This is a genomic window from Mesorhizobium sp. WSM3862 (assembly GCF_002294985.1).
Classification (GTDB): Bacteria; Pseudomonadota; Alphaproteobacteria; order Rhizobiales; family Rhizobiaceae; genus Mesorhizobium.
On record NZ_NSGE01000002.1, the window covers coordinates 227,047 to 246,834 of the forward strand.

The 19,788-nt window shown below is 61.7% G+C and carries 20 protein-coding genes and 1 pseudogene; 20 read left to right on the forward strand and 1 reads right to left on the reverse strand.

What is annotated here, in order from left to right; translation table 11 throughout:
• Positions 1–52 precede the first annotated feature (52 nt).
• From CK224_RS05400 to CK224_RS05455, 12 genes are all read left to right on the forward strand, one after another.
• Positions 53–466 (forward strand): CopG family transcriptional regulator, encoded by a 414-nt coding sequence (locus CK224_RS05400; protein WP_095781052.1) that lies wholly within the window; start codon positions 53–55, stop codon positions 464–466.
• Positions 463–1,431: a P-type conjugative transfer ATPase TrbB gene (gene trbB, locus CK224_RS05405; RefSeq protein WP_095781053.1), complete on the forward strand. Its 969-nt coding sequence runs from the start codon at positions 463–465 to the stop codon at positions 1,429–1,431. Before CK224_RS05400 ends, trbB begins: the two co-directional genes overlap by 4 nt.
• Positions 1,432–1,442: 11 nt before the next feature.
• On the forward strand, positions 1,443–1,751 hold the full coding sequence (locus CK224_RS05410; protein WP_095781054.1) for a TrbC/VirB2 family protein: 309 nt from the start codon (positions 1,443–1,445) through the stop codon (positions 1,749–1,751).
• Positions 1,751–2,023: a VirB3 family type IV secretion system protein gene (locus CK224_RS05415; RefSeq protein WP_095781055.1), complete on the forward strand. Its 273-nt coding sequence runs from the start codon at positions 1,751–1,753 to the stop codon at positions 2,021–2,023. The genes CK224_RS05410 and CK224_RS05415 overlap by 1 nt, the downstream gene beginning before the upstream one ends.
• Positions 2,017–4,467 (forward strand): conjugal transfer protein TrbE, encoded by a 2,451-nt coding sequence (gene trbE, locus CK224_RS05420; RefSeq protein WP_095781056.1) that lies wholly within the window; start codon positions 2,017–2,019, stop codon positions 4,465–4,467. Before CK224_RS05415 ends, trbE begins: the two co-directional genes overlap by 7 nt.
• On the forward strand, positions 4,464–5,189 hold the full coding sequence (trbJ, locus tag CK224_RS05425) for a P-type conjugative transfer protein TrbJ (RefSeq protein ID WP_095781057.1): 726 nt from the start codon (positions 4,464–4,466) through the stop codon (positions 5,187–5,189). The genes trbE and trbJ overlap by 4 nt, the downstream gene beginning before the upstream one ends.
• A gap of 33 nt (positions 5,190–5,222) precedes the next feature.
• Entirely contained in the window at positions 5,223–6,545 is a 1,323-nt protein-coding gene (gene trbL / locus CK224_RS05430) for a P-type conjugative transfer protein TrbL (protein ID WP_095781058.1), read from the forward strand.
• Positions 6,546–7,277 (forward strand): conjugal transfer protein TrbF, encoded by a 732-nt coding sequence (gene trbF / locus CK224_RS05435; protein ID WP_095781059.1) that lies wholly within the window; start codon positions 6,546–6,548, stop codon positions 7,275–7,277. It begins immediately after the preceding gene.
• The gene (gene trbG, locus CK224_RS05440; RefSeq protein WP_095781060.1) at positions 7,267–8,295 is read left to right on the forward strand and encodes a P-type conjugative transfer protein TrbG; all 1,029 of its coding nucleotides are present in this window, start codon (positions 7,267–7,269) and stop codon (positions 8,293–8,295) included. Before trbF ends, trbG begins: the two co-directional genes overlap by 11 nt.
• A gap of 10 nt (positions 8,296–8,305) precedes the next feature.
• Positions 8,306–9,523 carry a TrbI/VirB10 family protein gene (locus tag CK224_RS05445; protein ID WP_095781061.1) on the forward strand — a complete coding sequence of 406 codons (1,218 nt, stop codon included), beginning with the start codon at positions 8,306–8,308 and terminating at the stop codon, positions 9,521–9,523.
• Positions 9,524–9,536: 13 nt separating this feature from the next.
• Positions 9,537–9,809, forward strand: a complete 273-nt coding sequence (locus CK224_RS05450) for a DUF2274 domain-containing protein (protein WP_095781062.1) — start codon at positions 9,537–9,539, stop codon at positions 9,807–9,809.
• Between the two features lie 404 nt (positions 9,810–10,213).
• Positions 10,214–10,972, forward strand: a complete 759-nt coding sequence (locus CK224_RS05455) for a Crp/Fnr family transcriptional regulator (RefSeq protein WP_095781063.1) — start codon at positions 10,214–10,216, stop codon at positions 10,970–10,972.
• On the opposite strand, the gene CK224_RS05460 is transcribed toward CK224_RS05455, so the two are convergent.
• The gene (locus CK224_RS05460; protein WP_095781064.1) at positions 10,969–11,544 is read right to left on the reverse strand and encodes a hemerythrin domain-containing protein; all 576 of its coding nucleotides are present in this window, start codon (positions 11,542–11,544) and stop codon (positions 10,969–10,971) included. The two genes, CK224_RS05455 and CK224_RS05460, sit on opposite strands and share 4 nt — an antisense overlap.
• 86 nt (positions 11,545–11,630) lie before the next feature.
• Between CK224_RS05460 and ccoN the strand changes: the two genes are divergently transcribed.
• From ccoN to ccoS, 8 genes and pseudogenes are all read left to right on the forward strand, one after another.
• Positions 11,631–13,241, forward strand: a complete 1,611-nt coding sequence (gene ccoN / locus CK224_RS05465) for a cytochrome-c oxidase, cbb3-type subunit I (protein ID WP_095781065.1) — start codon at positions 11,631–11,633, stop codon at positions 13,239–13,241.
• 11 nt (positions 13,242–13,252) lie between these two features.
• Positions 13,253–13,984 carry a cytochrome-c oxidase, cbb3-type subunit II gene (gene ccoO / locus CK224_RS05470; protein ID WP_067002680.1) on the forward strand — a complete coding sequence of 244 codons (732 nt, stop codon included), beginning with the start codon at positions 13,253–13,255 and terminating at the stop codon, positions 13,982–13,984.
• Between the two features lie 10 nt (positions 13,985–13,994).
• Positions 13,995–14,150: a CcoQ/FixQ family Cbb3-type cytochrome c oxidase assembly chaperone gene (locus CK224_RS05475; RefSeq protein WP_067002678.1), complete on the forward strand. Its 156-nt coding sequence runs from the start codon at positions 13,995–13,997 to the stop codon at positions 14,148–14,150.
• Positions 14,147–15,010 (forward strand): cytochrome-c oxidase, cbb3-type subunit III, encoded by an 864-nt coding sequence (gene ccoP / locus CK224_RS05480; RefSeq protein ID WP_095781066.1) that lies wholly within the window; start codon positions 14,147–14,149, stop codon positions 15,008–15,010. Before CK224_RS05475 ends, ccoP begins: the two co-directional genes overlap by 4 nt.
• Positions 15,011–15,213: 203 nt before the next feature.
• Positions 15,214–16,773, forward strand: coding sequence for a cytochrome c oxidase accessory protein CcoG (gene ccoG / locus CK224_RS05485; RefSeq protein ID WP_095781067.1), 1,560 nt, complete (start codon positions 15,214–15,216; stop codon positions 16,771–16,773).
• Positions 16,770–17,267: a FixH family protein gene (locus CK224_RS05490; RefSeq protein ID WP_095781068.1), complete on the forward strand. Its 498-nt coding sequence runs from the start codon at positions 16,770–16,772 to the stop codon at positions 17,265–17,267. The genes ccoG and CK224_RS05490 overlap by 4 nt, the downstream gene beginning before the upstream one ends.
• Positions 17,264–19,543 carry a cation-translocating P-type ATPase gene (locus tag CK224_RS05495; protein WP_095781069.1) on the forward strand — a complete coding sequence of 760 codons (2,280 nt, stop codon included), beginning with the start codon at positions 17,264–17,266 and terminating at the stop codon, positions 19,541–19,543. The genes CK224_RS05490 and CK224_RS05495 overlap by 4 nt, the downstream gene beginning before the upstream one ends.
• Positions 19,540–19,689 (forward strand): annotated as a pseudogene (gene ccoS / locus CK224_RS05500) (cbb3-type cytochrome oxidase assembly protein CcoS); the annotation flags it as partial. The gene CK224_RS05495 and the pseudogene ccoS, both read left to right, overlap by 4 nt.
• Positions 19,690–19,788: the final 99 nt, after the last annotated feature.

The following is a 19,788-nucleotide window of genomic DNA, read 5'->3' on the forward strand; positions in this document are numbered from 1 at the left end:
CCGATGCTTGTTCCCGTCGCCGGCGCAATGCCGGCCCGTCGGAACGAGCCGCATGAAGACCCACCGCATTCGTCACCAGTTTCTGCTCGAACCCGAATTGAGCGAGAGGCTGGAGAACCTCAGTCGCGATCCCTCGACGACCAAATCAGCCATTGTGGCGAAGGCAGTTGAGGCTTTCATCGAGCGGCGTGGCGAGAACGAGCTCGACCGGCGCTACGGTGTGCGGTTCGATCGTCTTTCACGCGACCTCGTTCAAGTCCGGCGCGATGCCGAGATGATCCTGGAGAGCCTGGCGCTCTTCATTCGCTTTTCGATCACGCTTCACGCCCACACGCCGGTCCCAGACAAGGCGACGCAGGCCATTGCCCAGGCCCGTTTCGACAAATTCGTCGAGCAGGTCGGTCGCCAGATCGCTTCCGGGAAACGGTCGCTCGGCAAGGAGAATGGCAGGGGAGGGGAAGGATGAGCTCTCATCCGGAGGCCGACCATCGTCGCCGCGCGATGCTGCGCACCGCCATGGGCCCTGCGATCACCGAAGCGCTCTCCGATTCATTGGTTATCGAGGTGATGGTCAATCCGGACGGCGCGCTGCGGCTCGACCGTCTAGGAGAAGGTCGGATCGATACCGGCGTCCTCATGCACCCGTCCGAGGCGGAACGCATCATCCGACTGGTTGCCTCCCATGTGCGCGCAGAGGCACATGCCGACAATCCGATCGTCAGCGCCGAGTTGCCGTCGGGCGAACGCTTCGAGGGTCTTTTGCCGCCCGTGGTGCTGGCGCCGTGCTTTGCGATCCGCAAGCCGGCAGCAAAGCTCTACACGCTGGCCAACTATGTCGCCGACCGCATCATGCTGCCGCCGCAGGCGGATGCTCTGAAGAAGGCGGTGCGCGAGCGGCGCAACATTTTAGTCGCCGGCGGCACGTCGTCGGGCAAGACCACGCTGGCCAATGCGCTTTTGGCGGAAGTCGCCGAATGCGACGAGCGAGTCATCCTGATCGAGGATACGCGCGAACTGCAATGCGCAGCAAAGGACTGCGTTGCCTTGAGAACGAGGCGTGGTTCGGTAACGATCGCCGATCTCGTGCGCTCGACGCTCCGGCTCAGACCCGACCGCATCATTGTCGGCGAAGTGAGGGGCGCGGAAGCGCTCGACATGCTCAAGGCATGGAACACGGGCCACCCCGGCGGCATCGCCACGGTTCACGCCAATTCGGCGCGCTCCGCTCTCTACCGTATCGAGCAACTCGCTCAGGAGGCCGTCGTCACCGTTCCCCGACGCCTCATTTCCGATGCGATCGATCTGATCGTCTTCATCGCCGGGCGCGGATCCTCCCGCCGCATCGACGCGATCGCCGAGGTCACTGGTCTCGACGGCAGCGGCGACTACGCCGTCACCCAACTCACGCTTCCGCAACTCCAGCAGTTTTGAGAGGTCACTTCATGCGCAAGAAGCTTCGCTTTCTTTCGTCCACCGCGCTCGCGCTTCTTATCACGGCCCCCGCTTACGCGGCAGGCTCCGGCATGCCTTGGGAACAGCCGCTGCAACAGATCCTGGAGTCAGTCCAGGGACCGGTCGCCAAGATTGTCGCGGTGATCATCATCATCACCACCGGTCTGACACTTGCCTTTGGCGACACGGCAGGCGGTTTCCGCAGGTTGATCCAGATCGTCTTCGGCCTGTCGATCGCCTTCGCGGCATCGAGCTTCTTCCTTTCCTTCTTCTCCTTCGGTGGTGGGGCGCTCGTCTGATGGCCACTGGAGAGCAGCATATCGAAGGCTTCGAGGTGCCGCTTCACCGGGCATTGACCGAGCCGATCCTCCTGGGTGGTGCGCCGCGAGCGGTGGCAATCCTCAATGGCACAGTTGCCGCAGCCATCGGGCTCGGCCTTCAGCAATGGATAGCCGGGCTGGTGCTCTGGATTGCCGGCCACACGCTGGCGGTCTTTGCCGCCCGCCGCGATCCGGACTTTGCCAGCGTGCTTGTCTGCCACCTTCGGCTGAGGGGGTGGCTGGCATGCTGAACCTTTCGGAATATCGCGGGAAGGCCGACCGGCTTGCCGACCATCTGCCCTGGGTCGCACTCGTCGCGCCGGGCATCGTGCTCAACAAGGACGGCAGCTTTCAGCGGACGCTGCGGTTCCGCGGCCCCGATCTCGAAAGCGCGACGGAAGCCGAACTCGTTGGCATTTGCGCGCGGGCAAACAATGCGCTGAGGCGACTTGGTTCCGGCTGGGCATTGTTCTTCGAGGCCGAACGCGTCGAAGCGCTGGGCTATCCGCAATCGCGTTTTCCCGACGCGGCGTCGTGGCTGGTCGACGAAGAACGCCGCGCGGCCTTTGAGGGCAAGGTGGCGCATTTCGAAAGCCGCTATCACCTGACCTTGCTGTTCATGCCATCGCCAGACAGCCAGGCGCGGGCGGAAAGCGCGCTCGTCGACTCGCATCATTCCGAAGGCGAACGAGACTGGCGCCAGGAGATGGCGCGGTTCCGTGATGAAACCGCGCGTGTGCTGGACCTTCTGTCCGGCTTCATGCCCGAAGTGCGCGCGCTCGAGGATGCCGAGACGCTAACCTACCTGCACGGCACAATCGCGACCCGCCGCCATCCGGTCGCAGTGCCGGAAACGCCGATGTATCTAGACGGCTTCCTGGTCGATGTGCCGCTTACCGGCGGCCTGGAACCGATGCTGGGCGATCAGCATCTGCGTACCCTCACCGTCCTCGGCTTCCCGAACCTCACCCGGCCCGGGATCCTCGACGCCCTCAATAATCAGGATTTTGCCTATCGCTGGGTGACGCGGTTCATTCCGCTCGACAAGACTGCCGCCACGAAGACGCTGACACGATTGCGGCGGCAGTGGTTTGCCAAGCGCAAGTCAATCTCGGCCATCTTGCGCGAGGTTGTGACCAACGAGCCGGTCCCGCTGGTCGACAGCGATGCCGACAACAAGGCGCTCGACGCCGACGAAGCCCTTCAGGCGTTGGGTGGGGACCACGTCGGCTTCGGCTATCTGACCACTACCGTGACGGTGTGGGACGAGGACCGCCAAGCCGCCGCGGAGAAACTCCGCGCGGTCGAGCGCGTCGTCAACGGACTCGGCTTCACCACCATCCGCGAAAGCGTCAATGCGGTCGAGGCCTGGCTCGGCTCGTTGCCCGGTCATGTCTACGCCAATATTCGCCAGCCGCTCGTTCACACCCTGAACCTTGCCCACCTCATGCCGCTGTCGTCGGTGTGGGCCGGCCCGGCGACGAACGAGCATGTCGCGAAAGTCACCCAGACCGACGCCCCGCCGCTTCTCTTCGCCGAGACGAGCGGGTCAACTCCATTCCGGCTTTCCACCCATGTCGACGATGTCGGTCACATGCTGATCGTTGGTCCGACCGGCGCCGGCAAGTCGGTGCTGCTTGCGCTGGTAGCTCTGCAGTTCCGACGCTATGCCGGCGCGCAGGTCTATGTCTTCGACAAAGGCAATTCCGCTCGTGCCGCAACGCTCGCCATGGGTGGAGAACACCACGCATTGGGGGCGGACGGTTCTCTTGCCTTCCAGCCGCTTCGCAATATCGGCGACCAGGCCACGCGCAGCTGGGCCGCCGAATGGATCGCCGGCCTCATTGCTCATGAGAACGTAACTCTCACGCCCGAAGTGAAGGAGGCGGTCTGGTCGGCTCTCAGCAGCCTTGCCACTGCGCCAGCGCAAGAACGCACACTGACGGGGTTATCGGTCCTGCTTCAGTCCAATGCGCTGAAGTCTGCCTTGATGCCCTACACACTCGATGGTCCCTACGGCCGGCTGCTCGATGCCGATGATGATCGGCTGGCCTTGTCCGATGTGCAGTGTTTCGAGACCGAGCAACTGATGCACAGCCAAGGCGCTGTCACGACGCCGGTGCTCACCTATCTCTTCCATCGTCTTGAGGAGCGGTTCGACGGACGGCCGACACTGCTCATGCTCGACGAGGCGTGGGTCTATCTCGACAATCCGCTCTTTGCCGCCCGCATCCGCGAATGGCTGAAGGTGCTGCGCAAGAAGAACGTCTCGGTCATCTTCGCCACGCAGTCGCTTGCCGACATCGCCGGCTCGGCAATAGCACCGGCAATCATCGAGAGCTGCCCTCAGCGCATCTTTCTTCCCAATGATCGTGCCGTGGAACCGCAGGCTAGGGCAGCCTACGAACGCTTCGGTCTCAACGAGCGGCAGATCGAGCTTGTCGCTCGCGCCACACCGAAGCGCCAGTACTATCTGCAGTCGCGCCGCGGCAACCGGCTCTTTGAGCTCGGCCTCGGCCCGATTGCTCTCGCCCTTTGCGGTGCCTCCGATCCTGCCAGCCAGACGCTAATCGGTAGCGTGCTGTCCGAGCACGGGCAGGACGGCTTTGCCGCTCGGTTCCTGAATGCGCGCGGACTCGATTGGGCCGCCGAGCTTCTCAAGCAATTCCCTCAACCCAAGGAGCAATCGTCATGATGCGGCGCCGTTTTCTCTCCACCCTGATCACTATTTCTCTGATCGCCAAGCCGATGGCCGACTATGTCCAGCCGGCCTATGCACTCATCGTGTTCGATCCCTCGAACTACGCGCAGAACGTTCTGACGGCGGCGCGCTCGTTGGAGCAGATCAACAACCAGATCCAGTCGCTGCAGAACCAGGCAACCATGCTACAGAACATGGCACGCAATCTTCAGAGTTTGGATTTCTCCTCCGTGGGTCAGCTGACCGGCGCGCTGCATCGCATCGATGGACTGATGGACCAGGCGAGCGGCCTGAGCTTTGATCTGGACAAGCTCCAGAACCAGTGGCGCAACCAATATCCGGAAAGCTACGACGCCACCATCAAGGTCAGCAATGTGGCGAACGCCGCGCGCGAACGCTGGCAAAGCGCCCTGCAGGCGTTCCGACAGACCATGGGTGTGCAGTCGCTGATCGTCGAGAATGTCCGAGGCGACGGTGACCTGCTTGCCGATCTCGTCAACCGCAGCCAAGGGGCGGCCGGCGCGCTTGAGGCAAGCCAGGCCACCAATCAGCTGATCGCGCTTTCGACCAAGCAGCAGATGCAGATCCAGACGCTGCTTGCGACGCAGTTTCGGGCTGAGGCTGAGGATGCCGCCCGCAAGGCGCAATCCGAGGAAGCCGCCCGCGAGACGACAAAGCGCTTCCTGGGCACCGGCACGGCCTATCCCGGCAACTGATCACCAGTTCTTCAATACGAGAGAGGTGGCGGCGTGAACGACCTCGGGGTCATTGATCGCTTCATGGAGACTTTTATCCGCTATATCGATAGCGGGTTCGGTCTGCTTTCGGGCGACGTCGCCTTCCTCACTACGACTTTAATTGGCATCGACATCACGCTTGCCGGCCTGGCCTGGGCATTCGGCGGCGAGCCCAACATTCTAGCCCGCCTCATCCGCAAGGTTCTCTATGTCGGCGTCTTCGCCTTCATTCTGAACAATTTCAAAAACCTTGCCGACATCATCTATCGGTCCTTTGCCGGTCTCGGCATCAATGCGTCTTCCGGCAATCTGTCCGCCGACAATCTGCTGCATCCAGGCCGCATTGCCGCGACGGGCTTCGAGGGTGCGTGGCCGCTTCTCGATCAGGCGAGCCAGTTGCTTGGTTTCCCCGAAATTTTTGGCAACGCGCTCACCATCTTCGTGCTGCTCTTGGCCTGGTTCCTGGTCATCATCGCCTTTTTCATTCTCTCGATCCAGCTCTTCATCACCATCCTGGAATTCAAACTCACCACGTTGGCAGGCTTCGTTCTCGTGCCCTTCGCGCTGTGGAACCGCTCGTCGTTTCTGGCCGAGCGCGTGCTTGGTAATGTGATCTCGTCGGGCATCAAGGTGATGGTGCTCGCCGCCATCGTCGGTATCGGGTCCACGCTCTTCGGCGAGTTCGCTTCAGCGCTGCAGGGCAAGGAGCCGGACTTGGCCGCTGCCATGTCGCAAGTGCTCGGGGCGCTGGCGCTGCTTGGGCTCGGCATTTTCGGCCCTGGGATCGCCTCGGGTCTTGTCTCCGGCGCGCCACAACTTGGCGCGGGCGCAGCACTTGGGACTACCGCGGCAGCGGCCGGTGCATCGCTCGTTGCCGGAGGTGCGGCATTCGCCGGCGCGCGCATGGCAACTGGCGGCGGGCTTGCCGCCATCCGAGCCGGCACGACCATTGGCTCGGCAGCTTCCTCGGCATGGCAGTTGGGACGAGCAACCTCGCCCGAGACCGGCCTGTCCGGTGTGGCTGCTGGAATGCAGGGCGTGGCGGGTGCCGCCAGCGGCGCCGCGATGCGAGTAGCACGATCTGCCGGGGGAGGGTTCGCGCGCAGCGCCGATTCCGGGCGCGAAGCCGCATGGACCGCGACCGGCGGTGCGCCGACCGCGTTAATGGCCGGAAGTCCAGCCGGTAGCGCCGCTAACGCCGCGCCCATCTGGGCGAAGCGCTTGCGTTCCGAGCAGACCGCTCGTGCTCATCGCCACGCCGCCGTACAGGCCGTCCGCGACGGTGACAGACCGGGCGGCAGCGCCAATCCCTCTCTCAGTGACAAGGACGACTAGATGCTCTTCAAGCGACCCGTTCAACGTTACGGCAAGACGCCCGAGCCGGTCACGCCGTATCAGAAGGCCGCCCAGCTGTGGGATGAGCGCATCGGCTCATCGCGGGTGCAGGCCCGGAACTGGCGGCTGATGGCTCTTGGCTGCCTGGCTTTGACGACTGGGCTCTCCGGCGGACTCGTGTGGCAGTCGATGCAGAGCCGTATCGTGCCATACGTCGTCGAGGTCGACCGCTTCGGTGAGGCGCGCGCCGTTGCACCGGCAATCCGGGACTACGAGCCGTCCGATGCACAGATCGCCTGGCATCTCGGCCGCTTCATCCAGAATGTCCGTTCCGTCTCCACAGATCCGGTGCTGGTGCGGCAAAACTGGTTGGCGGCCTACGACTTTGCCACCGACCGGGCGGCGCTCTTCCTCAACGAGTACGCCAAGACGAACGACCCCTTCGGTCAGATCGGCACGCGAAGCGTGTCGGTGCAGGTGACCAGCGTGATCAGGGCTTCCGACAGCTCGTTCCAGGTCAAATGGACTGAGCAGGTTTTTGAGCGCGGCAGCCTTGCCAGCACGAGGCACTGGACGGCGATCCTCACCATCGTGACTCGCCCGCCGAGCAATACCGACCAGCTGCGCAACAACCCGCTCGGCGTCTTCGTCAATGCCATCGACTGGTCGCGTGAGCTCGACAGCGCCGCGCCGACATCCGTTTCCCCGAAGGAGCCTGCAAATGAAAAATAGAGTCCCATCATTCCGTGCCGCGCTACTCCTTTCCGCGTCAGCAGCCGTCCTTCCTGCTTGCGCCTCGAAGCCGGTGCCACCGCCTGAGATTTCCTACGATGCTGCCGACTTCAAACCAGCCGCGATCGAAAAGCCACCGGAGAAACCGGTGAAGATTGTCCAAGTCCCAAAGCCGCTACCGCTCCCGGGCCAGTTGCAACCCGATCCGGATAAGGTCGCTGAGGAAAAGCGCTCCCCTGAAGAAAGGGTCACCGATGCCAACAAGGCGGCCACGCAGCAGCCCACCAGATACGGCTATGTCAATGCGGTCCAGGTCTATCCCTTCACCGACGGCGCACTTTATCAGCTCTATGCCGCGCCGGAGCGCGTCACCGATATCGCTCTACAGCCGGGCGAGAAGTTAACAGCCGTGTCGGCTGGCGACACCGTGCGCTGGGTCATCGGCGACACCGTCAGCGGCACCGGCGACAATCAGCGCACCCATGTGCTGGTCAAACCGTTCGCGCCGGGGCTTAGCACCAACCTGGTGATCACCACGGAACGCCGGACATACCACCTGCAGCTTCAAAGCACCGAGAAAACTGCAATGGCGGCGATCTCCTGGACCTATAGCGAAGACCAGATCATTGCGTTGCGCCAGCGCAATGCGCAGGCCGACGCCGCCATGCCGGCAGCTTCAAATGTGGCGCTCGAAAACATTCGCTTCCGCTACTCGATCAGCGGTGACACGCCGCCTTGGCGGCCGACGCGTGCCTTCGACGACGGCAACAAGGTTTATATCGAATTCCCGCGGCGCATCGATCAGGGTGAGGCACCGCCACTCTTCATCGTCGGTGCTGACGGGAGCAACCAGCTTGTCAATTACCGCATGCGCGGGAACTATTACGTCGTCGATCGTCTCTTTGCCGCCGCCGAATTGCGCCTCGGCGTCAAGGAGCAGCAAGTGGTCCGCATCACCAGGATCGACGGCCGGCAACCGCCGCGGCGAATACCGCTCTTTGCGCGGTCCAGCAGATGAGGGAGCGCTCATGACCGATACTTCCCGACCAGATGCACCGCAGAAACTCGACCCCGAGCAGCTGCAGTTGCGGGCTTCTCCCCGGCGCGCCGTGCGGTTCAGGCGCGGCGCGATCGTCGCTATCGTTGCAGTTGGATCCGGCGCAATTCTAGGCGTCACGATGATAGCGCTTCAGGGGCCGGCGTTGCGTATCAAAGAGCGGGCGGAAGACCTCTACAACACCGAACGTAAGCCAACCGCGGAGGGACTTGAAACGCTTCCCAAGGACTATTCCGTATTGAAGCCGAAGCCTCCCGTGCTTGGGCCACCTCTGCCCGGCGATCTCGGCCGCCCCATCCTTGAACGCCAGCGACAGCTTGGCATCGCCCCGGGGCAGGAGGCCTCCGCCGAGGAGCAGCGGCTTGCCCAGCAGGCGATCGAGGCACGTGAGTCGCAAGTCATGTTCCGGATCGAGAACCGGCCCAGGGAAACGAAGGTCGCCGACAATGCGCAGGGAGCGCGGCCGCCGTTTGAAGCACCACTTGCACAACCCGATGCGGGAGACGCAAGGGCTTCCGTTGCACCGGCTGAGGGTGATCAGAACAATCAGCAGCGCAAGCTCGAGTTTGTCAGCCAGCAGAGCACAAATGGGATCTACAATCCGCACACGCTGCAGACTCCGGCTTCGCCTTATCAGCTGATGGCCGGCAGCGTGATCGCCGCAAGCCTCATCACCGGCATCAATTCCGACCTGCCTGGCCTCGTGGTTGCACAGGTTACCGAGAATGTGCACGACACCGTCACCGGCAGCACCTTGCTCATCCCGCAGGGCTCGCGGCTCATCGGCATCTATGACAGTGTCGTCGCTTTTGGACAGAAGCGCGCGTTGCTAGTCTGGCAGCGCATTGTGATGCCTGACGGGTCGTCGATTGAAATCGACAATCTGCCAGCGACAGATACTGCCGGCTATGCAGGGCTGGAGGACCAGGTGGATTTCCACACTTGGCAGCTGATCAAGGGAGTTGCTCTAGCCACGCTGCTGGGCGTCGGCACCGAGTTGAGCTTTGGGGACAACGAAAGCGATCTGCTCAAGGCAATCCGCGAATCCACTCAGCAGAACGTCAGTCAAGCTGGCCAGCGCATCACCGAAAAAAACCTCAATATTCAGCCGACAATCTCCGTCCGTCCTGGTTGGCCGCTCCGCGTCATCGTGCACAAGGACATCGTGCTACGACCATACACAAATTGAATAGGAGCCGCTCATGGCGAACCTGAAATTAGGAAAGCTTCCGGACCGGACGCCTTCCAAGATCACCATCACCGTCAGCGCGGGCCTCAGCCAAGCACTGAAGGACTACGCGGCGCTTTACCGTCAGACCTACAATGAGTCTGAGACAGTAGCTGATCTCATTCCATTCATGCTGGTCGGGTTCTTGGAAGGCGATCGCGCGTTTGCCAAGGCCAGAAAGGAAAGCTTGCCTGCCGCCGGCATGTCAGAGAAATCGCGACGCGTGTCAGGTTCAGGTTCCGAGTAATTATAAAGTTTGGTCAATGGGCAAGCCGCAGCGCTGAGTAGCAGAGCCGCAATGGGGTGCGTCGCTGGTCAGTGAAAGAATGGGCCGAACAATCCAACCTCCTTAGGCGGATACAAAGTGGAGCCCTGCCTGCAGGTTCCGGCCGGCCCTCTGCCATGCGACCCCCTTTGGGAAATACGCGTCGTCACAGGATCATAAAGTGGCGCCATATGTCTCGCCAAAGCCTGGCAGCTAATTCCGGTCTCATTTGGTGGTCCGTCGTTTTTGCCTCGCCGGAAGTCTGGACTCGTCGAAGTGTCAAAGCCCTGATTTCGGTCAGCCTCCAGCATGGACAAACTGCCGCAAGGATTTCTCTGCCATCGCTTGCTATCCTGCCGAAACTTGGGATCGATGGCGCGAGCGTAATGACAGTACAGCAGGACATTCACAGTTCCGGCATTCCCGTTCTTTGCCTGTCTTGCGCCGCACGGCATCGCGGGATCTGTGGTGCGCTCGATCGAAACCATTTGGTTGGGCTCGCCAAGACTTCATCGCGGCACAAAATCGAGCCGGGGGTCGAACTGATCGCCGACGCCGCGGCTGTCGACAGCTATTCAAACATGCTTTCAGGCGTTGTGAAGCTGACGAAGTGCCTTTCGGACGGCCGCCAGCAGATTGTCGGTCTTCGGTTCGCACCGGATTTTCTGGGCCGGCCCTTCAAGGTGAAAAGCACGATCAATGTGGAAGCGGCAACCTCCGTCTCGCTGTGCTCGTTTCCGAAGGCGGCCGTTGAACGGATAATGAAGGAATCACCGGAACTCCAGCTTCGCTTGCTCAAGCAGACGCTGAACGAACTCGACGAGGCACTTGAATGGATGGTGACTCTCGGGCGCAAGACCGCACCCGAGAAGGTGGCGAGCTTTCTCCTCATGATCGCCCAGAATATGGATTCCAGTATCGACCCGGCGGCTAGGTCCTCATGCTTCGATCTGCCGCTGACACGTGCCGACATCTCTGATTTCCTTGGACTGACGAACGAGACCGTGAGCCGCCAGCTTACGCGATTGCGGGCTGACGGCGTGATCCGGATCAAGAACAACCGCCATGTAACGGTGGACAGCATGAGCCGGCTGGAGCAGCGCTGCGGCGGCCGAGGCTCGCGGCAACCGGCCTTTGAGACCTAAGCGCCTACGTCGCTTATTGCGATCCGCGGCAAGACGTGCTCGCGTTCGAAAGCGATGTGTCGCCGCAAGCCTTCGAAGAAGCCTCGTAGCATGAACCCGACAGCTTCCGGGCTCTCTATCGGATTACCATGACCTATCGCTAGGAGCGTTTCGGCCACCTCGCTAGCGAAGCATTGATCCTTAAGGTGCTCGACGCGCAACCGGCTGGTAGAGGCAAGTTTGGCCTCGGCCGGCGTCAAGTGCGCCTCATACGCAGGGAAAATCACCATCTCCTCAAACCCATGAATGTCACGGAGCAGCGGAACGATTTTCTTGGCCGTTCCAAGACATTTGAGGAGGTCGACGTTCGGCAGTGCATCGGCAATGCTTTCCAGCGAGTCGCAGAGATTCAGCTTTTCCCGATGGGCACGTTTCATGACCTCGCCCGGAATCGCCTCTGTACCGGCCCGACGCGAGGAAGCTGCACTTGTCCATGAGTGGGGTGGCCCGTGCTGCGTTTCCTTGTTCAAATCGCCACCTTCTGATTCACCGAACTCGATGCTGCCCGAAGCAAAATCGTGCGGCTCTGACATGGATCAGGGCGAGCAGGCGGCAACTAGGGAATTAATGCACCGCGGATTTAGCGTCCGCGCATTGGAATCCTGGTCAGGGACATGTCATGAAATTCGGCACGGAGATCGTCCTTTTAAGCCTTTTTGCCTTTGCGGCGCTGGTGGCTGCCGGCTTCGGCGTAGAAGGACCCTTTCGCCAGCACATGTGGGTTCTGTTCTTCGCACTGACTGGCTTCATCGCGATCTTGCTGCGCAATTGGGATTTCAAGCCCGTGGGGCCGATCGACCCCTCCGCCTACATGGATGGTCCGCTCCGCTACGGGGCCATCGCAACGGTGTTTTGGGGTGTCGTCGGCATGCTGGTCGGCGTCATTATCGCGCTTCAACTCGCCTTCCCCGACCTTAACATCCCACCCTGGTTCAATTTCGGCCGTTTGCGTCCGCTGCACACATCGGGAGTCGTCTTCGCCTTCGGCGGCAACGCGCTGCTTTGCACATCGCTCTATGTTGTCCAGCGCACCTGCCGCGCCCGGCTGTTTGGCGGCAATCTGGCCTGGTTTGTGTTCTGGGGTTACCAGCTGTTCATCGTCATGGCCGCGACCGGCTACCTGTTCGGCATCACCGAGAGCCGGGAATACGCCGAACCCGAATGGTATGTGGACCTCTGGCTGACCATCGTCTGGATCGCCTATCTCATCCTGTTCCTCGGCACCATCCTGAAGCGCAAGGAACCGCATATCTACGTCGCCAACTGGTTCTATCTATCCTTCATCGTAACCATCGCGATGCTGCATGTGGTCAACAACCTGTCGATGCCGGCCTCTTTCCTCGGCTCGAAGAGCTACTCCGCCTTCTCCGGCGTCCAGGACGCCTTGACGCAATGGTGGTATGGCCACAATGCGGTCGGCTTCTTCCTGACGGCCGGCTTCCTTGGCATGATGTATTATTTCGTGCCCAAGCAGGCTAGCCGCCCGGTCTATTCCTACCGGCTGTCGATCATCCACTTCTGGGCGATCATTTTTCTCTACATCTGGGCCGGCCCGCACCACCTGCATCACACCGCCTTACCCGACTGGGCGCAGACGCTCGGCATGGCATTCTCGATCATGCTGTGGATGCCGTCATGGGGCGGCATGATCAACGGCCTGATGACGCTGTCAGGCGCCTGGGACAAGCTGCGCACCGATCCGATCATCCGCATGATGGTGATGGCAGTCGCCTTCTACGGCATGTCGACCTTCGAGGGACCGATTATGTCGATCAAGACGGTCAATTCGCTGTCGCACTACACGGACTGGACCATTGGCCATGTCCACTCAGGTGCGCTCGGCTGGGTCGGCATGATCTCGTTCGGCGCGATCTACTACATGGTGCCGAAACTGTGGAACCGTGACCGGCTCTATTCGATACGGCTCGTCACCTGGCACTTCTGGCTGGCGACTCTGGGGATCGTCGTCTACGCCGCGGTGATGTGGGTGTCCGGCATCATGCAGGGCCTGATGTGGCGCGAATACGACGAGCAGGGGTTCCTGGTCTACTCCTTCGCCGAAACCGTCTCCGCCATGCACCCCTACTACGTCATGCGCGCCATCGGCGGTGCGATGTACCTCTCCGGCGCCATGATCATGGCCTGGAACATCGCTATGACTATCCTCGGATACCAGCGTGAAGAGCAACCAATGCCGGGTTCCGAGCCCGCCCTCCGGCCTGCCGAATAGGGAGCCAGACAATGGGCTTGACGGACAAACACGCGATCATCGAGAAGAACGCCACGCTTCTTCTCGTTGGCTCTCTTCTTGTCGTGACCGTCGGCGGCATAGTCGAAATCGCACCGCTGTTCTATCTCGACAACACGATCGAGAAGGTCGAGGGCATGCGCCCCTACTCGCCGCTCGAACTCGCAGGACGCAACATCTATGTGCGCGAGGGCTGCTACCTCTGCCATAGCCAGATGATCAGGCCTTTCCGGGACGAGGTCGAACGCTACGGCCACTACAGCCTGGCGGCTGAGTCCATGTACGACCACCCCTTCCAGTGGGGCTCGAAGCGCACCGGCCCTGACCTTGCACGAGTCGGCAACCGCTACTCCAACGAATGGCACGTTCAGCACCTTGTGGATCCACGTTCGGTGGTGCCGGAATCTATCATGCCTCGCTATGCCTTCCTGAAGGACGCTCCGATCGAGGTGAAGGACTTCTCGACGCATCTGGTTGCGAACGCGCGTGTTGGCGTCCCGTACTCCGATGACATGATCGCGCACGCCAATACCGATCTAATGGCCCAGGCCGACCCGAATGCCGATAGCTCCGGCCTCGAGAAACGCTATCCGAAAGCCAAGGTCGGCGATCTGGACGGCAATCCGCAGCAGGTGACCGAGATGGATGCCCTCGTCGCCTATCTGCAAATGCTGGGAACACTGGTCGATTTCAAGACCTATGACGATGCAGCCGGCTACCGCTGAGGGGGGCGCAATGAGCTATGATTTGATGCGGGAATTCGCGGACAGCTGGGGTCTGCTTGCCATGTCGCTCTTCTTCGTCGGCAGCATTGCCTTTGCCTTGCGTCCCGGCGGCAAAACACAGGCCGAGCAAGCCGCCCAGATTCCACTCAAGGGCGACCGATCATGAGCGACGAGCACATCGACGAAGTCTCGGGCATCTCGACGACCGGTCATGAATGGGACGGGATAAGGGAGCTCAACAACCCATTGCCCCGATGGTGGGTGATAACCTTCTACATCACCGTCGGTTGGGCGGTAGCTTATACAATTGCCTATCCGGCTTGGCCCATGCTGTCTTCCGCAACCAAGGGTGTGCTTGGATATTCCAGCCGCAACGATGTCAAGAATGAGCTGGCGGCGGCGGAAGCGGCGAAAGGCAAATACGCCGCGGCGGTCGAGTCGAAAAGCCTCTCTGAAATCGCCTCGGACTATGCCTTGCGCGAATTCGCCGTCGCGGCCGGCGGCGCCGCATTCAAGGTCAACTGCACGCAGTGCCATGGCTCCGGCGCCCAAGGGTCGAAGGGTTTTCCAAACCTGAACGACGATGACTGGCTGTGGGGCGGCACGGCCGAGCAGATCCAGCAAACGATCGCGCACGGCATCCGCTTCGCGTCAGATCCGGACACGCGCCTGTCGGAAATGTCGGCCTTCGGCGATATCATCACCGCCGATCAGATCGCACAGGTGAGCGCCTACGTTGCCAGCCTGTCTGGCAAGGTCCGCGATGCAACTCTGCTTCAACCCGGCGCCAAGATCTTCGCCGAAAACTGCGTCTCCTGTCACGGCGACAAAGCGAAAGGCAACAGGGAACTCGGCGCACCCGACCTGACCGACGCGATCTGGCTCTACGGGTCGGGCGAGACAGCCGTCGCCGTCCAGGTCCGTGCGCCGAAGCACGGCGTCATGCCGGCCTGGATCGGGCGTCTCGGCGAGACCAAGGTTAAGGAACTTGCGGTTTATGTCCATTCGCTTGGCGGCGGAGAATAGGAACGGAAGCCTATTCTCGGCCCTCCCCCGCCAAGCGACGAGGCCCGGCTTTGCCGGGCCTCGACACCATTCCGGCATGCGGCCATTGACCCTGCTGCAAGGCGGCGCGGCCCCATTCGGCGAAGCGGCAGACCGGACGTCTGTCGAAGCAGACAAGTCCGTCGCACAACGATGTCATAGGCCGCGGGCAAGTGGAGATACACGTGCTGGATAAAACGCAGATGGAGCGGCTCGAGGCAAAAGCGGTCAACTCCGCCAAGACACAACAGCCGCTCTATGCACCGCGCAAGAAAGTCTTCCCCAAGCGCGCCTCGGGTAGCTTCCGCCGCTTCAAGTGGCTGGTGATGGCGATCACGCTGGGCATCTACTATCTGACACCCTGGCTGCGCTGGGATCGAGGTCCGTTTGCTCCTGATCAGGCCGTGCTGATCGATCTTGCCAACCGCCGCTTCTACTTCTTCTTCATCGAGATATGGCCGCAGGAATTCTACTATGTCGCCGGCCTTCTGATAATGGCCGGCATCGGCCTCTTCCTGATCACGTCAACCGTTGGCCGCGCCTGGTGCGGCTATACCTGCCCGCAGACCGTATGGGTCGACCTTTTCCTGGTGGTGGAGCGGGCGATCGAAGGCGATCGCAACGCCCGCATGAAACTCGACGCCGGCCCATGGACGGCGCGCAAACTGGTACTGCGCGTATCGAAGCACGCCATCTGGCTGGTCATAGCGGTAGCCACCGGCGGCGCCTGGATCTTCTATTTCGCCGACGCGCCGACGCTGATCAGCGAGGTATTCACTGGCACTGCCGCTCCGGTCGCCTACGTCACCATCGCGGTGCTGACGGCGACCACCTACACGTTCGGCGGGCTGATGCGCGAGCAAGTCTGCACCTACATGTGCCCATGGCCGCGCATCCAGGCTGCCATGCTCGACGAGAATTCGCTCACCGTGACCTACAACGACTGGCGGGGCGAACCTCGTTCGAGGCACGCCAAGAAGGCCCATGCGGCGGGGCAGCGGGTCGGCGACTGCGTCGATTGCAATGCCTGCGTCGCGGTGTGCCCGATGGGGATCGACATTCGCGACGGCCAGCAGCTCGAATGCATTACCTGCGCGCTGTGTATCGACGCCTGCGACGGCGTCATGGACAAGCTCGGCAAGGAGCGTGGGCTGATCTCCTACGCGACGCTCTTCCACTACAACGCCAACATGATGCTGGCGACAGCAGGCGGCTCCAGTTCGATCAATCCGTCGCTGGTCAGGACTGCTGTCGGCACCTTCTGCGATCAGGTGGCGTATTTTCACATTCGCAAGATCTTTCGGCCGCGCACCTACGTCTACATGGGCCTGTGGTCGCTGATCGGGCTGGGCCTGCTCTATTCGCTGCTGACGCGCGATCGGCTCGAACTGAACGTGCTGCATGACCGCAATCCACAGTTTGTCACGCTGTCCGACGGTTCGATCCGCAATGGCTATACCGTCAAGCTGCTCAACATGATCCCCGAGCCAAGGACAATCATTGTCGCGATGCAGGGCTTGCAGGGAGCCGAGATGAGCGTCGTCGGCAGTGATCTGCCGGCAGATCGCTTCTTCGGCATCGCGGTCGAACCCGACCGGCTGAAGATGCTGAAGGTTTTCGTGCGCCAGCCAGCGGGTGAAGTGCGGCATGCTGCACAAACCTTCAAGTTCCGGGTCGAGGACAAGGCGAACTTCGAATCGGACGAATACACGGCCACCTTCAACGCACCGGAGATCGCCAGATGAGCACCAATACACAAAAGACGCGTGAGTTCACCGGCAGGCACATGCTGCTCATCATTCTCGGCTTTTTCGGCGTGGTCATCGCCGTCAACCTGACCATGGCGACGCTCGCCAGCAAAAGCTGGACCGGCCTTGTCGTCGAGAACACCTATGTGGCCAGTCAGCAATTCAACAAAAAGGCCGAGGAAGGGCGCGCGCAGGCGGCACTCGGCTGGACCGGCAACCTGACGATCGCTCGGAGTGAGGTCCGCTACAGCTTGAGCGATGCCACCGGCAAGCCGGTCCCCTTGCATGGCGTGAAGATACTGTTTCGTCATCCCGCTTATGAGGCCGAGGACAAGTCCGTCACTCTTGCCCTTGCTTCGGCTCAGGAGTTTGCAGCACGGGACGTGCCCAAGGATGGCGTCTGGATCGTCGAAGTCGATGCCGACGCCGGTCTCGCGGAGCCCTATCGCGACGTTCGCCGGATCATGATTTCGCAAGGAGCGCTGCAATGAGCCGCTGTTCACCCGGCGCGGAACTGGCGCTGGATCTGACCGGTACCACATCGGTCCTGCCGTCTGGCCAGGAGATCAGGTTGGCGAGCCGCTTGGTTGGCGATGGTCTTCGCCAGACCGACCTTTCAGTTCCGACGGTTCATTGCGCAGCCTGCATCCAGAGGATCGAGACCGCGTTGGCAAAGCTCGATCGCGTCGAGAGCGCCCGCGTCAACCTGTCGATGAAAAGGGTCTCGGTCAGGTGGCGTGGTGACGAGGTGCCACCGTTCGTCCTCGCGCTTGGGCGGCTAGGCTACCAGGTGCATCTGTTCGACCCCGAGGTCGGCGACAAGAACAAGACGCTATCCGAACTCATCCGCGCGGTCTCGGTTGCTGGTTTTGCGGCGGGCAACATCATGCTGCTTTCGGTCTCGGTCTGGTCCGGCGCCGAAGGCGCGACCCGCGACTTGTTCCACTGGGTCTCGGCGCTGATCGCCATCCCGGCGCTTGCCTTCGCCGGCGGCATTTTCTTCCGCTCGGCCTGGAACGCGCTGCGCCATGGCAGCATGAACATGGACGTGCCGATCGCGGTCGGGGTGTCGCTCGCCTACGCCATGAGCCTCTATGAGACGATCAATCATGGCGATCACGCCTATTTCGACGCGTCGGTATCGCTGCTGTTCTTCCTGTTAATCGGCCGTACGCTGGATCACGTCATGCGCGAGCGTGCCCGGACCGCCGTAAACGGCCTGTCGCAGCTGGCGGCGCGTGGTGCCATGGTGCTGCGCAGCGACGGCGCGCGCGACTACCTGCCTGTTTTCGAGATCGAACCGGGAATGCAGCTGCTCATCGCAGCGGGCGAAAGGATTCCTGTCGACGGAAAGATCATTCGGGGATCGTCGGATCTCGACTGCTCCCTGGTCTCCGGCGAGAGCACGCCCAGAAACGTGGCGCCAGGCGTACCCGTGCAGGCTGGCGTACTCAACCTTACCGGCTCCCTGACGATCGAGGCGACAGCCGCCGCGAACGACTCGTTCCTGGCGGAAATGGTTCGGTTGATGGAGGCGGCGGAGGGCGGCCGCTCGCCCTATCGACGCATCGCCGATCGTGTCTCCGCCCTCTATGCGCCGGTGATCCATCTCACAGCCTTAATAACATTCATCGGTTGGATGGTTGCGGTCGGCGACTGGCACCTGGCAATGACGATTGCAATTGCCGTTCTCATCATCACGTGCCCGTGTGCGCTCGGCCTCGCCGTGCCAATCGTGCAGGTGGTCGCGGCGCGACGTCTGTTCGAAAGCGGCATCATGGTCAAGGACGGTTCGGCAATGGAGCGCCTGGCGACGATGGATACGGCGGTGTTCGACAAGACCGGAACACTCACGCTCGGACAGCCCCGCCTCGTCAATGCGTCGTCGATCGATCCGGCCGTGCTGGCAATCGCCGCCGATATGGCCGCGCATTCGCGTCATCCGTTTTCAAAGGCTATAGCCGGTTTTGCCGCTGCTGGCGGGCAGCATAAGTTCGATGCCGTCACAGAGCATCCGGGGTTTGGAATCGAAGCCACTGTCGCCGGAAGTATCTGGCGGCTGGGCCGGCGCGGATGGGCTGGATGGAAGGCCCGAACCGATGGCGAAAGCGGGCATGGCGGAACAGTCCTGACGAAAGACGGGGGCATTGTCGCATCCTTCGTTTTCGAGGATGCGTTGCGGCCCGATGCCGGGGCCGCCTTGGCGCAGTTGAACGATGCCGGGGTCTCGGTCGAAATGCTGTCGGGCGATACCGCAGACGCCTGTGGCGATGTCGCAAGAATATTGGGCATCGACCGTTTTGCTTCGGCGCTGCTGCCGTCCGGGAAGGCTAAGCGGATCGAAGTGCTGACCAAGGCCGGCCACAAGGTTCTGATGGTGGGCGACGGGCTCAACGACAGCCCAGCGCTGGGCGCGGCGCACGTCTCGATCGCTCCAGCCACCGCCGCCGATGTCGGCCGCACCGCCGCCGATTTCGTGTTCCTGCGTGAAAGCCTTTCGGCGGTACCTCTTGCGCTGGACGTCTCGCGGAAGGCAGGGCGGCTGATCCGCCAGAACATAGCTATCGCGATCATCTACAACGCCGTTGCCGTTCCGATCGCCATCCTTGGCCACGTCACACCGTTGATCGCGGCGGTCGCGATGTCCGCCTCATCGCTGCTGGTGATCGGAAACGCGCTGCGGCTGCAGGGCTTTATGCTCGCCGAGCTGAAAAGGGCTTCTTCGGCAACGCGTTCTGGCATTCACTCATCAGCGCGGCCGTCATGACGACACTCGTCTACCTTATACCAGTCGCCCTATTTTTTGGCGCACTGGGGCTGTCTGGCTTTCTATGGGCGTTGAGAAGTGGCCAATATGAGGATCTTGATGGAGCCGTTGAGCGCATCCTCATCGACCAGGACGACAAGCCGGACGCTGAGCCAGATCGCTGTCCCGACGTTAGATCGGAAAATGGGTGCAACGCCACGCACGGCCCATAGTAGGAAAACCGGGCTCAAGCTAGACCAGACCAA

Excerpts from the sequence above, each read along its gene's own strand:
- ccoP (WP_095781066.1), top strand. The coding sequence starts at position 14,147 with ATGAGCGACGAGCACATCGACGAAGTCTCGGGCATCTCGACGACCGGT.
- CK224_RS05415 (WP_095781055.1), top strand. The coding sequence starts at position 1,751 with ATGGCCACTGGAGAGCAGCATATCGAAGGCTTCGAGGTGCCGCTTCAC.
- CK224_RS05400 (WP_095781052.1), top strand. The coding sequence starts at position 53 with ATGAAGACCCACCGCATTCGTCACCAGTTTCTGCTCGAACCCGAATTG.
- ccoN (WP_095781065.1), top strand. The coding sequence starts at position 11,631 with ATGAAATTCGGCACGGAGATCGTCCTTTTAAGCCTTTTTGCCTTTGCG.
- ccoO (WP_067002680.1), top strand. The coding sequence starts at position 13,253 with ATGGGCTTGACGGACAAACACGCGATCATCGAGAAGAACGCCACGCTT.
- CK224_RS05410 (WP_095781054.1), top strand. The coding sequence starts at position 1,443 with ATGCGCAAGAAGCTTCGCTTTCTTTCGTCCACCGCGCTCGCGCTTCTT.
- CK224_RS05460 (WP_095781064.1), bottom strand. The coding sequence starts at position 11,544 with ATGTCAGAGCCGCACGATTTTGCTTCGGGCAGCATCGAGTTCGGTGAA.
- trbB (WP_095781053.1), top strand. The coding sequence starts at position 463 with ATGAGCTCTCATCCGGAGGCCGACCATCGTCGCCGCGCGATGCTGCGC.
- trbF (WP_095781059.1), top strand. The coding sequence starts at position 6,546 with ATGCTCTTCAAGCGACCCGTTCAACGTTACGGCAAGACGCCCGAGCCG.
- trbJ (WP_095781057.1), top strand. The coding sequence starts at position 4,464 with ATGATGCGGCGCCGTTTTCTCTCCACCCTGATCACTATTTCTCTGATC.
- CK224_RS05475 (WP_067002678.1), top strand. The coding sequence starts at position 13,995 with ATGAGCTATGATTTGATGCGGGAATTCGCGGACAGCTGGGGTCTGCTT.
- CK224_RS05445 (WP_095781061.1), top strand. The coding sequence starts at position 8,306 with ATGACCGATACTTCCCGACCAGATGCACCGCAGAAACTCGACCCCGAG.
- CK224_RS05450 (WP_095781062.1), top strand. The coding sequence starts at position 9,537 with ATGGCGAACCTGAAATTAGGAAAGCTTCCGGACCGGACGCCTTCCAAG.
- trbE (WP_095781056.1), top strand. The coding sequence starts at position 2,017 with ATGCTGAACCTTTCGGAATATCGCGGGAAGGCCGACCGGCTTGCCGAC.
- trbG (WP_095781060.1), top strand. The coding sequence starts at position 7,267 with ATGAAAAATAGAGTCCCATCATTCCGTGCCGCGCTACTCCTTTCCGCG.
- CK224_RS05455 (WP_095781063.1), top strand. The coding sequence starts at position 10,214 with ATGACAGTACAGCAGGACATTCACAGTTCCGGCATTCCCGTTCTTTGC.
- CK224_RS05495 (WP_095781069.1), top strand. The coding sequence starts at position 17,264 with ATGAGCCGCTGTTCACCCGGCGCGGAACTGGCGCTGGATCTGACCGGT.
- CK224_RS05490 (WP_095781068.1), top strand. The coding sequence starts at position 16,770 with ATGAGCACCAATACACAAAAGACGCGTGAGTTCACCGGCAGGCACATG.